At 70.3% G+C, this 14672-nt stretch carries 9 protein-coding genes; 1 reads left to right on the top strand and 8 read right to left on the bottom strand.

What is annotated here, in order from left to right; all coding sequences use genetic code 11:
- Positions 1-632: 632 nt before the first annotated feature.
- The 8 genes from L3Q65_RS03595 to L3Q65_RS03560 form a co-directional block, all read right to left on the bottom strand.
- Entirely contained in the window at positions 633-2567 is a 1935-nt protein-coding gene (locus L3Q65_RS03595) for an intein-containing Rv2578c family radical SAM protein (RefSeq protein ID WP_237598785.1), read from the bottom strand.
- Positions 2568-2642: 75 nt separating this feature from the next.
- On the bottom strand, positions 2643-4073 hold the full coding sequence (sthA, locus tag L3Q65_RS03590) for a Si-specific NAD(P)(+) transhydrogenase (RefSeq protein ID WP_182890478.1): 1431 nt from the start codon (positions 4071-4073) through the stop codon (positions 2643-2645).
- Between the two features lie 22 nt (positions 4074-4095).
- Positions 4096-5400, bottom strand: coding sequence for a glutamine synthetase (locus L3Q65_RS03585; RefSeq protein ID WP_237598784.1), 1305 nt, complete (start codon positions 5398-5400; stop codon positions 4096-4098).
- The gene (locus tag L3Q65_RS03580; RefSeq protein ID WP_237598783.1) at positions 5397-7190 is read right to left on the bottom strand and encodes an IucA/IucC family siderophore biosynthesis protein; all 1794 of its coding nucleotides are present in this window, start codon (positions 7188-7190) and stop codon (positions 5397-5399) included. Before L3Q65_RS03580 ends, L3Q65_RS03585 begins: the two co-directional genes overlap by 4 nt.
- A complete protein-coding gene (locus L3Q65_RS03575) occupies positions 7187-8479 on the bottom strand; it encodes a lysine N(6)-hydroxylase/L-ornithine N(5)-oxygenase family protein (RefSeq protein ID WP_237598782.1) in 1293 nt (430 codons plus the stop codon). The genes L3Q65_RS03580 and L3Q65_RS03575 overlap by 4 nt, the downstream gene beginning before the upstream one ends.
- Entirely contained in the window at positions 8476-9969 is a 1494-nt protein-coding gene (locus L3Q65_RS03570) for an aminotransferase class I/II-fold pyridoxal phosphate-dependent enzyme (RefSeq protein ID WP_237598781.1), read from the bottom strand. Before L3Q65_RS03570 ends, L3Q65_RS03575 begins: the two co-directional genes overlap by 4 nt.
- Positions 9970-10257: 288 nt before the next feature.
- Positions 10258-12360 carry a S9 family peptidase gene (locus L3Q65_RS03565; RefSeq protein ID WP_237598780.1) on the bottom strand — a complete coding sequence of 701 codons (2103 nt, stop codon included), beginning with the start codon at positions 12358-12360 and terminating at the stop codon, positions 10258-10260.
- A gap of 21 nt (positions 12361-12381) precedes the next feature.
- The gene (locus tag L3Q65_RS03560) at positions 12382-13236 is read right to left on the bottom strand and encodes a PPK2 family polyphosphate kinase (RefSeq protein WP_182890484.1); all 855 of its coding nucleotides are present in this window, start codon (positions 13234-13236) and stop codon (positions 12382-12384) included.
- Between the two features lie 184 nt (positions 13237-13420).
- Here L3Q65_RS03560 and rocD point away from each other — a divergent pair, with 184 nt between their 5' ends.
- Positions 13421-14659: an ornithine--oxo-acid transaminase gene (gene rocD, locus L3Q65_RS03555; RefSeq protein ID WP_220506952.1), complete on the top strand. Its 1239-nt coding sequence runs from the start codon at positions 13421-13423 to the stop codon at positions 14657-14659.
- Positions 14660-14672: the final 13 nt, after the last annotated feature.

Genomic DNA, 14672 nt, shown 5'->3' with positions numbered 1-14672 from the left:
CGCTAGACCGGTGAACTCTTGGCGGCGACGGCCCGGGTTCGCGGACGGCAGGACTGGGGTGCTGCGGACTGCGAGCCTGGCGGACAGGCCCAGCGCCAGAGGCAAAACTCCCCCGAGCCAGCGCCCGTACGGCGGGGACGCTTCGCGGGACAGTGGAGTTGGCTCGGTGCGGGGTTCACGGGCAGGCCCGCTCGCCTGGTCGTTGGCGCGCGAAGCACAGTTCGCCCGGCGAGGCACGGATCGCGCGCTGTGCCGCAATCTTCGCCCCGGCAGGAGGAGCCCGCGGTTCACCGCAGTCAGTGCCGCAGGCGAGGCCGAACCGTGCCGCTCACCTCACTCGGTGCCGCGGCACGACCACAGCAAGCCGCCCACCTCAATCAGCACCACCACACGACCACAGCAAGCCGCCCACCTCAATCAGCGGGCGGGCAGCCCCCGGGTCCGCCCGCCCGCGCGAAGCGAGGGGTCGGTCCTTCTGCACGCTCCGCACGAGAGACTCCGTCCCGGATCGCGGTGCGAGTCCCGTTCGTCCGCGTCGCGGGATTCCGGCTAGTGCGCGGCGCGGTCGGCACTCCGAGATCGCCTGGCCGCCGACTCAGCGTGGCCCGCGACGATAGTCGAGCCCGGGCGTGTCACAGCAACCGCAACTGTTCTGCCTCCCCCGCTCGCTGTTCCGGCACCTCGGCGCCCGCCTCCCCCGGCGGGGCCGGTTCTGTCCGGGTTTCCGAGTGCGCCCTGGGCGCCCGCGGGTCCAGACCGTGCCGCCGAAGCAACGGGCCGACCACCGTGGCAAGTCGTTCCCGGTAGCCGCGGTCTACGTAGCTTCCTCGGGCGTACAGGCGGCGGTAGCGCGGTGCCAGCGCGGGATACTCGCGCTTCAGCCAAGCGGCGAACCACTCCCGTGCGCCCGGCCGGAGGTGCAGTGGCAGGACCGTCACCCTGGTCGCCCCGGCGTCGGCCAGTTGAGCGAAGAGCGGGTCCAGTGCCTCTGGCGAATCTGTCAGGTACGGCAGCACCGGCGCGACCATCACGGAGCACGGCAGACCCGCGGCAGCGGCTTTGCGGATCAGGTCCAGGCGGGCTCGCGGGGTCGGGGTGCCGGGTTCGAGGCGGCGTTGCAGGTCGCCGTCCAGCAGGGCGAGTGATACCGCCAGGTGGACTGGGACATCCTTGCCCGCTGACTCCAGCAGGGGCAGGTCTCGGCTCAGCATGGTGCCCTTGGTGAGGATCGACAGCGGGGTGCCGGAGCCGGCCAGGGCGCGAATGATCCCGGGCATCAATCGGTAGCGGCCTTCGACGCGTTGATACGGGTCGGTGTTCGTGCCCATGGCGACCGGTTCTCGTTGCCAGCTCGGTCGTTTCAGTTGTGCGGCCAGTACTTCCGGCGCGTTGACCTTGACCACGACCTGGGTGTCGAAGTCCCGGCCGGCGTCGAAATCCAGGTATGTGTGGGTGTTCCGGGCGAAACAGTTGTGCGACACCATCCCGTCCGCGATGAAATCGCCGGTGCCTGTCGTGATGTCGAACAGCGGCAGCTCCAGGCCCATCGGCGCGACGCTCGTGACTGTGCGCCGGACGCCGCCGATCACGGTGCCGTCGAGGGAGCGTTTCCATTCGACGGCCGGGTCGACCAGGTGCAGGAACCGCAGCACCTCGCCGGTGCCGCCAGTGAGCCTCGCTTGTCGGCGGCCGGGGTGCTGGCGGTGGCCGACGGTGTCGTAGCCGAACGAGAACCGGTCCAGTGCGGCGAACAGCATGTCCACCACTTCGTTCTCGTCGTGCGCGATGGAGAGCGTGCCGCGCCGGTAGCCGCCCGCGAGGTCGAACAGTCCGGCCAGGAAACCGCGTGCCCAGTGGGCATCCGGTTCTCGCGGGATCCGCATGAAGCCTACTGACGAACCGAAATCCGGCAGGTACGCCAGTGCTCGTGCGGCGGCGTCCGATTCCGCAGCGAAACCGCCGGAGCGCAGCATTCCGCACAGGTACCCGGCGCGGTAGCCGAGCGTGTCGTCCGGCGTGCGCGTGAAGCGGCCGCCGCCGACCAGCTCGGTGCCGGACTCCAGGTGCGGCCGTTGCGCGGTGCCGAGTTTGCTGCCGGTGACGTACTTCCAGCCGCGCGAGCTGAGGAACCGATGGTCTGGACCGGCGACGATCCGGGTGCCGTCGTCCAGCGTGACGCGGTACGCCGGGCGCACCGTGGTCCAGTGCGCGAGCACCTCGGTGGGCACGAGCCTGCGCGCGACGCCGTGTCCGCGCGTGCCCATGATCCGGTCGCCCACGCGCAGCTCGGCGATCGGCTTCGCGCGACCGTCCGCCATCAGCACCGGCGTGTCGCCTTCGAGGCAGTACGTGCACGCGTGCGAACACCCGCGATAGGGGTTGACCGACCACCGGAACGGCACCGCGGACGACTCGGGCACCCGGTTCAGCACGGACCGGGCGCGCACCTCGTGGAAGGTGACGCCGCCGAACTCCGGCGCGCGCACCGAGCGCACCACATCCCCGAAGGCACCGAGACCGGGGAGTGCCGGCTCCTCCTTCCCCGCTCGCAACTGTTCCCAACGCACCCCTACAGTCGAACACATGTTCTAAAGCACTGTCAAACACATGTTCGAACACCCCTCGAACGAGCGAGGCGGAGCTCAGCCGGCGAACCGTTCCAAGGCGCGGATCTTGTTCGTCGCGTCGAGGGCCGCGACCTTGTACGCCTCGGACAGCGTCGGGTAGTTGAAGACCGCGTCCACCAGGTAATCCACCGTCCCGCCGCAGCCCATCACCGCCTGGCCGATGTGGACGAGATCGGTCGCGCCGGTGCCGAAGACGTGCACTCCCAGCAACTTCCGGTCCGCCGTCGAAACCAGGAGCTTCAACATCCCGTAGCTGTCCCCGGAAATCTGGCCGCGCGCGAGTTCCCGATACCGCGCGATGCCGACCTCGTACGGCACCGAAGACGACGTCAGCTGCGCCTCGGTCGCGCCGACGTACGAGATCTCCGGGATCGTGTAGATCCCGATCGGCTGCAACGCGCCGATGTCGTTCGCCGGTTCGCCGAACGCGTGGTACGCGGCGAGCCTGCCCTGGTCCATCGACGTCGCCGCGAGCGCCGGGAACCCGATCACGTCGCCGACCGCGTACACGTGCTCGACCGACGTCCGGTAGTGCTCGTCGACCTCCAGCCTGCCGCGCTTGTCCGCGTTGAGGCCCGCGTTTTCCAGCGCCAGCGCGCCGGTCATGCCCTGCCGCCCGGCCGAGTACATCACCGCGTCGGCCGGGATCCGCTTGCCGCTGACCAGGGTCGTCACGGTGGCGTCGGCGGAGACCGCGACGTTCGCGACCTTCTCCCCGAACCGGAACGTGACGCCGAGGTCGCGCAGCTGGAACTTCAGCGATTCCACGATCTCCGGATCGCAGAAGTCCAGCATCTGGTCGCGCTGCTCGACCACGGTCACCCGCGAACCGAGCGCGGCGAACATCGACGCGTACTCGATGCCGATCACTCCCGCGCCGACCACGACCAGCGAGGACGGGATCGTCTCCATCGCCAGGATCTCGTCCGAGTCGAGCACGCGCGCGGCGTCGAAGTCGACGTGGTCCGGGCGCGCCGGACGGGTGCCGGTCGCGATCACGACGTAATCGCCGGTGATGGTGCGCCGGTCGCCGCGGTGTTTGCCGTCGACCAGGACGGTGTGCGGGTCGGCGAACGAGCCGACGCCGCCGATCAGATCGACGTGGTTGCGCAGCAGCTGCGCGCGCACCACCTGCACCTCGCGCCCGATGACGTGCTGCGTGCGCGCCATCAGGTCCGCGATGGTGATGTCCTGTTTCACCCGGTAGCTCGCGCCGTACAGCTCGCGCTGGTTCATCCCGGTCAGGTACAGCACGGCTTCGCGCAGCGTCTTGGACGGAATGGTGCCCGTGTTGACGCACACGCCGCCGACCATGTCGTGGCGGTCGACGACGGCGACCTTCTTCCCCAGTTTCGCCGCCGCGATGGCGGCTTTCTGCCCTCCCGGGCCCGAGCCGATGACGATGAGGTCGTACTCGTATTCGCTCACGGCCCCGAGCCTGCGCATCAGCGCCGGTCAGCGCAAGTCCTCACGCGCGCAAGGCGCCCCGGCGGCGGTGCACTTCGGTCACCGATCCGAGCGCGGCGTCGAGCTCCTCGCGCAGCAACGCGGCCTGTTGCGCGGCGACGTCCTCCCCCAGCAATTCCGCGACCCGCCCCCGCTCCAGCAGCGTCAGCGCCTCCCACGGCGACGACGCGAGCTGTCCGCTCGGGGCGCCCGCGTCAGGCGGCGACAGCTGTTCGGCCAGGCCAGCGGTACCGGCGGCGAGCAGCGCGGCGACGACGAGGTGCGGCTGGGCGTCCGCGCCGGCGAAGCGGAACTCCAGCCGCGACGTCCCGCACAGCCGGATCGACGACGTCCGGTCATCCGGTCCCCACCGCAGTTCACGCGGCGAGAACGGCGCGGTGCGCAGCCGGACGTAGCTGTTGCACGTCGGAGCCCACACCGCGGACAACGATCGCGCGTCCCGCAGCACCCCGGCCATAAAAGCGCCCAGCGCGAACGGAAACCCGACGGGTCCGTCCGAAGCGGACAGTGACAGGTGAACGTGGCATGAATTCCCCTGACCGGGTTCTGGCGCCGCGAGATAGTCGGCTTGCGCACCGTGCTGGGCGGCCACCCGCCGGGTCGCCATCTGCAGCAGCAACGCATCGTCGCAGGCCGCGAGCGCGTCGCGGTGCCGCAGGACGACCTCGTACTGCCCCGGATGACACTCCGCCCGCGCCGATTCCACGCCGAGACCGGCCGTGGCGGCCCGCAGATCCGCCAGCAGCGGCGCGAGGCGTTCAGTGCCGCCGAGTGCGTAGTCGACGCCGTGCCCGGTGAGCGGTTCCCCTGCCAAATTGCGGAAAACCACTTCGTGCTCGATCCCGATCGACGGGACCAGGCCGTGTTCTTCCAGGCGCGTCAACTGCGTCCGCAACACCGTCCGCGGCGCGAGCCCAGCCGGCTCGCCGGACGGAAACTCCGCGTCCCCCGCTACTGCCCACGTCCGGTCGCCGAGCGGAAACGCCGTCGCCGCGTCGAGTCGCACGCGCAGGTCTCCGAACCCGGCGAGATACGGCTTCAGCGGGCCGATCTCCGGCAGCGGCTCACGCTCCGGCGTCCAGGCGAAGACGTAGCTGCACATGCCGTATCCGCTGTCCACGACTTCGGCGGCGAACGGCGCGGCAAGCTCGACCGCCGCGAACCGCGCGTGCGGATCAGGCACCAAAAGCACCAGCCGAGCGCCGTCCTCGGCCAGCACTCGACGCAGGACCTCAGCCGCCGCGGTACCCGCTTCGGCGCGCACAGCCAGCGACCGCGGCCCGACCGGACGACCGAACGGGCTCACCAGGCGCCGTCCGGATCGGGTGCGTGCAGCGGGTTGGGCACGCGGCCCCAGCGGACGTCGAACTCGTCGTCGCGTTCGACCTTGTCGAAGCCCTGTCCGGCGAGATGCTCGCGGTTGAGCGTGACTCGCTCGACGTCCGGCGCGAACAACCGGCAGGCATCGAATCGCTCGGCTACCTCGGGGTTTTCGTCGCGGTAGCGGCCGACGACCTCGCGTACCAGTGCCCAGAAGCCGCCGCGCGCCAGGCCGAGATCGTCGAGCAGCAGTTCCGCCCAGAACCGCAGCTGGCCGGAGAACACCGAGCTGAACAGCGATTGCGCGAGCAGATGCGCGGGCCAGCGCAGCATGTCGGCGGCGGCGTCCGGCGGAAGGTCCGCGTAACAGGGCAGTTCCTCGTCCAGCAGGTCGACGCCCTGCGCGAAATCCTTGATCGCGATGCGCAGCGGGCGGCCGTCGGCGTCCACCACGAGCACGAGATTCTGGCCGTGCGGACAGAATCCGACGCCGTACTGGAGCAGCCAGTGCAGCAACGGTGTGAGCAGCAGGTCGAACAGTCGCGACAGCCACGCCTCCGCACCGTCGCCGGATTGCGTGATCAGCCTGGTCAGCACGGTTTCGCCAGCGGCATCGCGGTACGGCAGCGCGGCGAACGAGATCGCCTGCTCCCCGTCCGCGAGCCGGGCGACGAGCGGCTCGCGCCACAGCGCACCGAGAGTTTCGTGGAACCGGTACGGCAATTCCTCCAGCGAGCCGAACAGCGGATGCCGGACCGAAACGCCCGCGACCTCGCCGAGCAGCTCGAAGCGGTACTTCTCGGACAGCAGCGGGTCGGCCGCGTCGATCCCGCGCAGCCATTCGGTGACCGACGGCCCGGCGAGCGTCGCGGCGGAGTTCAGGCCGCGGTAGACGAGCGTGTTTCGCACGGAGACGGCGGTTTTCACATCGCGGCGCTCCGGCCGGGAGCGGTTGGCCAGCGTCCGGACTGTCTGATGTGGACGGTAGACGTCGCTGCTCTCCCCCAGTTCGGCCATCCGGCCGGTCGCCAGTTCGGCGGCGTACAGCGTCCCGATGATTTCGTCGGCCTGCCAAGGGTGCACCGGGACCCAGACGTAGTCGGCGGGAGCGCCGAGCTGTGCCGTGCGGGCGGTGAACTCTGCGCGGGTCTTGTCGTCCAATTCCTCGCGCAGCAGGGTTTCCGCGTCGATCCCGGCCACGCTGCGGAACTGCGCGAGATCGCGGTGCACGGCGTACCAGCGCAGCCGGATGTCGGCACCGGACTCGGGCGCGTAACGGGCACGGTCGCGGGCGGAGAACCCGACACGGCCCTTGTTGAGCACCAGGCGAGGGTGGCCGGTGAGGTGGCCGTCGGCAAGGTTGTAGTCCATCGTGGACAGTGCCGCGGCGGTCGGTGCGCGGCGCAACCGGGTTGCCTCGTTGGCGACCGTCGAAGTCAACTCAGCGAGGACGTCTGCCAATCGCAGGCCAGTGAGACCGAGGCCCTCGCGCGCGTCGACGATCAACGCGCGCGGGTCGTCTGCCGGAGCTTCCACGCCTTCGGCGATCCGGATTGCACTGCCGGGCAACACTGTCCACGACTCGAACGCACCTCGGCGTGCTTCGAAGCGGTACGAAACATCGCCGTGGAGGTCGAGCCGCCAGCTGCGGTGTCCGGCCCGCGTCGGTTCGCCAGGCTCCGGCGCCAGCATCGCTTCGTAGGACAACTCGCCAAGCATCTTGTGCGTGACGAGCGAGCCCGCCGCCCGCCACGCAGCGTCGTCGGTCAGGGTCACAGGTCCTCCGTCTGGTCGAGGCCGAACGTGGTGAACGCCGTCCGCCCGGGCAGGTCGTACACCGGTTTTCCGCATACCGCGTTGAGAATCGCCGCCGCCCGCCACGCGCCGAGGCCGAGATCCGGCGTGCCGGGGCCGTGCGTGTGCCGTTCCGCGTTCTGCACGAACAACGGCCCCGGCACATCGAGTTCGACGCGATAGCCGGCACCGATCACGAGCCGCCCCTTGGCGTCGCGGCGGACCGCTTCGCCGAGCCCCTCCAGCAAAGGTCCGGTCGGCGTTTCCGCGTAGCCGGTGGCAGCCACCACGGCGGCCGTCCGGTGCGTCGCGGTCGTTCCTTGCTGGACATGCCGCAGCCCCAGGTCGATCCCGTCGCCGACGGTCGCGGACACCACCTCGACGCCCGGCGTCAGCACCGCGCCCGGCCAGTCGCCGCCGATGCTCCGGCGGTACAGCTCGTCGTGGATCTCCGCCATCGTCTCCGCGTCGATCCCTTGGTACAGCTGCCATTGCATCGGGAGAAGCTTGTCCCGGACCGCCTCGGGGAGGCCATAGAAGTACGCCGTGTAGTCCGGGGTGAACTGCTCCAAGCCCAGCTTCGAGTACTCCATCGGCGCGAACGCCGGTGTCCGCGCAAGCCAGCGCAGTCCGTCCACAGTGGATCTCGAACGCACGAGATCGAGAAACACCTCGGCGCCCGACTGCCCTGAGCCGACCACCGTCACCGAATCCGCAGCGATCAGCTCCGGCCGATGCGTGAGGTAGTCCGCCGAATGCAGAGCAAGCACGCCGGGTGCGGAAACCAAGGGCTGCAACGGTTCCGGCACGCTCGGCTGCGTGCCGACACCGAGCACGACCGCCGCCGCCAGTACCGGTTCAGCACCATCGACGGTCAACTCGAACGCTTCTTCACTGTCGATCCAGCGCAAACCGGTGACCTCGTGTCCGAACCGGCACGACGGCAGCCGGGACGCTGCCCAGCGGCCGTAGTCGTCGTACTCAGCGCGAGGAAGATGGAATCGCTCGGCGAAGTAGAACGGCAGCAACCGGCCGCGTTCGCGCAGGTAGTTGAGGAACGAATGACGGTTGGTCGGGTCCACGAGCGTCACCAGGTCAGCGAGGAACGGCACCTGCAGCGTCGCGCCGTCCAGCAGGAGCCCGGGGTGCCAGCGGAACTCGGGGCGCGCATCGAACAGCACGACCTCCAACTGGTCGAGCGGATCCGCCAGCGCGGCCAGCGACAGGTTGAACGGCCCGATCCCGACCCCGGCGACGTCGTAACGCCTCACGACGCGACCGGGCTTTCCCGCGTGACGCTCGTGCGCAGGTCAGCCGCGACCGTGGCCACCGCGTCGAGCAGCGCGCGGTAGTCGGCGGGTTGGGCGTGCGGGTGCAGGAGGGTGAGTTTGAGCCACAACTGCGCCTCGCCGTCCGGTCCGGTCGGCAGCGCGCCGCGACCGATCACCGCGGTGCCGTCCTCAAGGAGCGTGCGACGCACCTGCGCGACCAGGTCGTCTCCGGCGGCTCCCGGCAGCTCGTCCGCCGTCATCGGACGGAAGACCACTGTGGACAGTTCGGGCGCGCCCCACGAGCGCAGCGCCGGATGGTCATCGACCATCGTGTGCACGCCGGAAGCGTTGGCACAGCAGCGTTCCACGAGCGCACCGATCCCGGAAGTGCCGAGCGCGCGCAGCGTGACCGCCATCCGGAACGCGTCGGGACGCCGCGACGTACGCAGCGAACGGCCGAGCAAATCGGGCAGTCCGGCTTCAGTGTCGTCGTCGGCGTTGAGGTACTCGGCGCGGACGGTGAGCGCTTGCAGGTCCGTCTCCTCGCGCGCGGCGAAGACGCCGGCGGCTACCGGTTGCCAGCCGAATTTGTGCAGGTCAAGCGCGACGGAGTCGGCTAGCTCCAGACCAGCGACGCGGGAGCGGAGGGTTTCGCTGCAGAGCGCGAGACCGCCGTACGCCGCGTCGACGTGCAGCCGCGCTCCGGTCCGGCGGCAGATTTCGGCGATCTCCGGCAACGGGTCGATCCGGCCGGTGTTGGTGGTCCCGGCGGTCGCGACGACCACGGCCTGCGCGCCGAGCGGCGCCAACGCCTCGGCCAGCGCGGACGCGACCATCCGGTCGTCCACGCAGGGCACCACGACCGGCGCGGGCAGTCCGAGCAGCCACGCCGCACGGGCGACGCTGTGGTGCGAATTAGCTCCGCACACCGGTCGCGTGACCGCGGATTCCCGCGCGAGCAGGAGGCCGAGAAGGTTGGATTCGGTGCCGCCAGAGGTGATGACGGCATCCGGGCGAGCGGCGTCCGGATAGCAGAGCCGGGCGATGCCGGTCGTGAACTCGCGCTCGATCTCGCTCGCGACCGGAGCCTGGTCCCAGGAGTCCATGGACGGGTTCAGCGCGGAGGCGACGGCGTCGGCGGCGACGGAAACGGCCAGCGGCGGGCAGTGCAGATGCGCGGCGCACGCCGGGTCGGCCGGATCGGCGGATCCGGCGGCGAGCAGGGCGGAAAGCTCTTCCAAGGCTTGTTCGGCGCCCACTCCGTGCCGAGGGAGCCCAGCCGCGGACTGAACGAGGGCCGCCGCCACCGCGGCCGGGCCGCCCGCCGGAACCGGGCCGCCGCGTTCGGCCGTGCCCGCCGCCATCCCGCGCAGCGCCGCGGGGAGCAACCGGGCCAGCCGGTCCGCACCGCCAGAGCCGCCGGCCAGCCACTCCGCCGAAGCCACGCCGCCGGGTGGGGAGATCACCCGCGCTGAGGGCGCATCCGCCATGGAACCGCCTTTCTTAGGGAAAGCTTGCCTTACTTTACCCTGCGCAACAATACGGATACCCACCGGCAGTCCGTGAGCGGGGCGGCACCGCACAAGAAACGGCCGGTGCTCCGCAGAGGGAGCACCGGCCGTTCAGGGAAAGGGTCAGCGCGGCGGAGCCGGATCGGCCGCCCGGAGCTCGGCGAGGGAGAACATCTCGTATTCCTCGGTCACTTTCTCCCCCGCCGAAGCCGAACGCAGCGTGTCGCGCGAGCGCTGGCGCGAGTCAAAGGCGGTTCCGGCTGGACGTCAGCTCGGCTTCCCGAGCGCGGCCAGTTCCCGGTGGATCCATTCGACCTGGGTGCGCATGAGGTTCTCCGCGACCTCCTCGGCCTGCGGCGTCATGTGCGTCGCGCCCGCGAGCGGCAGGAAACCGTGCGCCCGGCCCTTCGCCAGCAGCGCCGAGGAAAGCCGCAACGCGTGCGCCGGGAAGACGTTGTCGTCGGCGAGACCGTGCACGATCAGCAGCGCCCGTTCGAGCGAACCGGCGCTCGCGATGAGCGAGTTGTGCTCGTAGCTTTCCGGTTCGTCGTCCGGCTTGCCGAGGTAGCGCTCGGTGTAGTGGGTGTCGTAAAGCGACCAGTCGGTGACCGGCGCTCCCGCGACCGCCGCGTGGAACACGTCCGGCCGCCGCAGCACGGCGAGCGCGGACAGGTAGCCGCCGTAGGACCAGCCGCGGATCGCGACCCGATCGAGGTCCAGCTCGGGATACGCCGCGGCGGCCGCGTGCAGGGCGTCGACCTGGTCGGCCAGCGTGACGTCGGCCAGCTTGCCCGCGATCTCCTTCTCCCACGCCGGACCGCGACCAGGCGACCCGCGGCCGTCGACGACCAGCACGGCGAAGCCCTGGTCGGCAAGCCACTGCGGGGTGAGGAAAGCGTTGCGGCTCTGGAGAACGCGCTGCGCGTGCGGGCCGCCGTACGGGTCGAGAAGGACGGGCAGCTTGCCCTCGTCGGGCTCGTATCCGCGCGGCAGCACCAAAGCCGCGCGAAGCCGGCGCTCGCCGAGGGTGAGCCAGGTCAGGTTCGGAACGATCTCCGGGTCCACAGTGGACGATTCGATCTCGCTCACCTCGGTGCCGTCCCGCAGCACGGTCACCTTCGGACCGCTGTGGTCAAGGCTCCACGAGGAAAGCACCGTGAGAGCCGCGCTGCCCGAACCGACGTGCACGCCGTCCGTTGCGGACAGCCGGCGCACCGTGCCGGCTTCGGTGCGGTACAGGTGGATCTGCGTCGGGTCGTCTTCCGAAGCGGTGAAAAGGATTTCGTCGCCGACGTGCAGCACCATCCGCAGCTGCATGCCCGGGGGCGTGACCGGCTTGCCGTCCACCACGAGCCGGTGATCGCCGTCCGCCGCGCTTTCCACCACCAGCTTGCCGTCCGCGGTCCACGCGGGCACGCCCTGGAAGATCTCGACCCAGTGCTCGTCGGTCTCGGTGTGCACCTCGGCGACCGAACCGTCCGACGGGTCCAGCGCGAGCACGGTCAGCCGCTTCTGGTCCCGCGGCTGCACGGCCAGCAGCGGCTGCCCGCCCGCCGACCAGTGCACGGTGACCAGGTACTCCCAATCGCCTTGTGCCACGTCGACGCGGCTGCCGTCCAGGCTCAGCACAGCGAGCGACACCTCGGCGTTCGGCGAGCCCGCCGACGGGTACGCCACGACGTTCGCCGGCTGCTGCGGGTTCGCCGGGTCGCCGATCGTCCAGCGCGGCACCGGGCCGCGGTCCGCGCGCTCCGCGATCACGCTGCGCCCGTCCGGCGCCCACCAGTAGCCGCGCGTGCGGTCCATCTCCTCGCCCGCGATGAACTCCGCGAGCCCCCAGGTGACATCCTCGTCGTCCTCGCCGACGAGCACGCGGTCCTCACCGGTCGCCAGTTCGATCACGTGCAGCCGGCGCTCGCGCACGTACGCGACGTGCGTGCCGGTCGGGTTCGGCCGCGGGTCGATCACGGAGCCGTCGACCAGGATGCGCGTCTCGCCGCTCGCGAGGTCGAGCGTGTACAGCTTGCCCGACAGCGTGAACGTGACGACGGTGAACGCGTCGTCGACGCCGAAGGCCACCACGCCACCGCCGGTCTCCCGGGCCCGCTCGCGGCGCGCCCGCTCCTCCGGCGGCAGGTCCTCGTCGCCGGACACCAGCTCGGCGGCGTCGATCAGCTTCGTCTCCTCGCCGGTCGCGAGGTCGAACGACCACAGGCTGTGCCGCGGATCGGTGCCGGTGGCGCTGCGCAGGAACAGCACCCGCGATCCGTCCGGGGCGACCCGGAACTGCTTGGGCGCGCCGAGAGTGAACCGCTGGGTGCGGGCCTGCTGGCGGAGGAACGGAACATCGTCGAGTGCGAAATCGGTCACGACCAGCACTCTTTCAGATGATCAGCCGGACACGCCAACACCCTGCAGCGCGGCTCGCTGCTCTTCGACGTCGAAGGCCGGCTCCGGGAACTGCGGGTCCATGTCGGTCAATGTCTCGACGAGCAGTTCGGCGACGGCCCAGTTCCGGTACCACTTGCGGTCGGCGGGCACCACGTACCACGGCGCGTGCGCGGTCGACGTGCGCTTCAACACGTCGGCGTACGCCTTCTGGTAGGCAGGCCACTGTCGACGCGCCTCGATGTCCGACGGATCGAACTTCCACCGCTTCTCCGGCCGGTCCAGCCGCGCGGTGAGCCGGCGAAGCTGCTCCTCCGGCGAGATGTGCAGAAACACCTTCACCACGGCAGTGCCGTTGTCGGTCAGCTCCTTCTCGAACGCGTTGATCTGCGTGTAGCGCTTCCGTCGCTCGGCCGCGGGAAGCTGGCCGAGCACGCGCGGCACGAGCACGTCCTCGTAATGCGAGCGGTCGAACACGCCGAGGTGGCCCGGCGACGGGAGCTTCTTGCGGATGCGCCACAGGAAGTCGTGCTTGAGTTCGGCGGCCGTCGGCTTCTTGAACCCGGCGTACTGCACGCCCATCGGGTTCACCAAGCCGAGCACATGGCCGACGGTGCCGCCCTTGCCGGAGGTGTCCATGCCTTGCAACACCAACAGCACGCTGCGGGCGCCGCCGCCGATGCCCTCCGCGTACAGCGCCTCCTGCAACTCGGCGAGCTGTTCCCCGGCGGACTCGAGCTTCTTGCCGCCTTTCGCCTTCTTTTCCGGCCCCACGGGCGACGAAGCCGGGTCCGGCAGCTCGTCGCCCGCCCGGAGCGCGTCGCGGACCCGGTTTCCGTTCTGCTGCTTCTTCGCCATCCCGGGACGATAACCGGGCCGGCGGCCGATCCCGGGGACTTCTCCGCCGGTGCGGGCGGGTGTCATCCGGTCGAGCGAGCCGCGCAGCGAATCGCCGGGCAGACCCCTCGATTGCGCAACGAACGACGGGGGAAAGCAACGTTTCCCGGCTGAACTCCCCGCGAACGGCCTCTAGCCTGAACGCATGACAGCGTCCGTCCAGCCTGCCGGCACCGCGCGTCCCACCTCCTCCGACGGCTTCATCGCGCTCGACGAGCAATGGAGCACGCACAACTACCATCCGCTGCCGGTCGTGATCGCCGAAGCCGAGGGCGCTTCGGTGACCGACGTGGCCGGCAAGTCCTATCTGGACTTCCTGGCCGGCTACTCCGCGCTCAACTTCGGCCACCGCAACCCCGAGCTGATCGCCGCCGCGACCGAGCAGCTGGGCCGCGTCACGCTCACCTCGCGCGCGTTCCACCACGACCAGCTGGGCCTGTTCTGCCGCGAGCTCGCCGAGCTGACCGGGACCGAAATGGTGCTGCCGATGAACTCCGGGGCCGAGGCCGTGGAGTCCGCGGTGAAGGTCGCGCGGAAGTGGGCGTACCAGGTCAAGGGCGTTCCGGCGGGCACGGCGGAAATCGTGGTCGCGGCGTCGAACTTCCACGGCCGCACCACCACCATCGTCTCGTTCTCCGACGACGAAACCGCGCGCGCCGACTACGGCCCCTTCACGCCCGGCTTCGTCCAGGTGCCTTACGGCGACGCCGAAGCGTTGAAGGCAGCCATCACGCCGCGCACCGCGGCAGTGCTGATGGAGCCGATCCAGGGCGAGGCAGGCGTCATTGTGCCGCCCGAAGGGTTCTTCGCCGCAGTGCGACGGCTGTGCGACGAGAACAACGTGCTGATGATCGCCGACGAGATCCAGTCCGGTCTCGCGCGCACCGGCACCGTGCTCGCACTGGAGCACGAAGGCGTCCGCGCTGACCTGTACACGCTGGGCAAGGCCCTCGGCGGCGGCATCGTCCCGGTGTCCGCGGTGGTCGGCAGCCGCGACGTGCTGGGCGTGCTGAAGCCGGGCGAACACGGTTCGACCTTCGGCGGCAACCCGCTGGCGTGCGCGGTCGGCCGCGCTGTGGTGCGGATGCTGCAAACCGGCGAGTACCAGAAGCGGTCCGCCGAACTCGGCGCACACCTGCACGAGCGGCTGGCCAAGCTGGTCGGCGACGGCGTCTCGGAGGTCCGCGGACGCGGTCTGTGGGCAGGCGTCGACATCGCGCCGGGCGGCCCGACCGGACGGGCGGCGTCCGAGGCGCTGGCCGGATTGGGCGTGCTGTGCAAGGAAACGCACGACCGCACGTTGCGCGTCGCGCCGCCGCTGGTGATCACCGAAGCCGAACTGGACCGCGGCGTCGACGCGATCGCCCAGGTCGTGCGCGGCTGACCTGCCCGGTGAC

The sequence above is a fragment of the Amycolatopsis sp. FU40 genome, from assembly GCF_021903635.1.
Lineage (GTDB): Bacteria > Actinomycetota > Actinomycetes > Mycobacteriales > Pseudonocardiaceae > Amycolatopsis > Amycolatopsis dendrobii.
The sequence above is the reverse complement of the archived record's forward strand: the minus strand, read 5'-3'. Positions and strand labels throughout refer to the sequence as shown.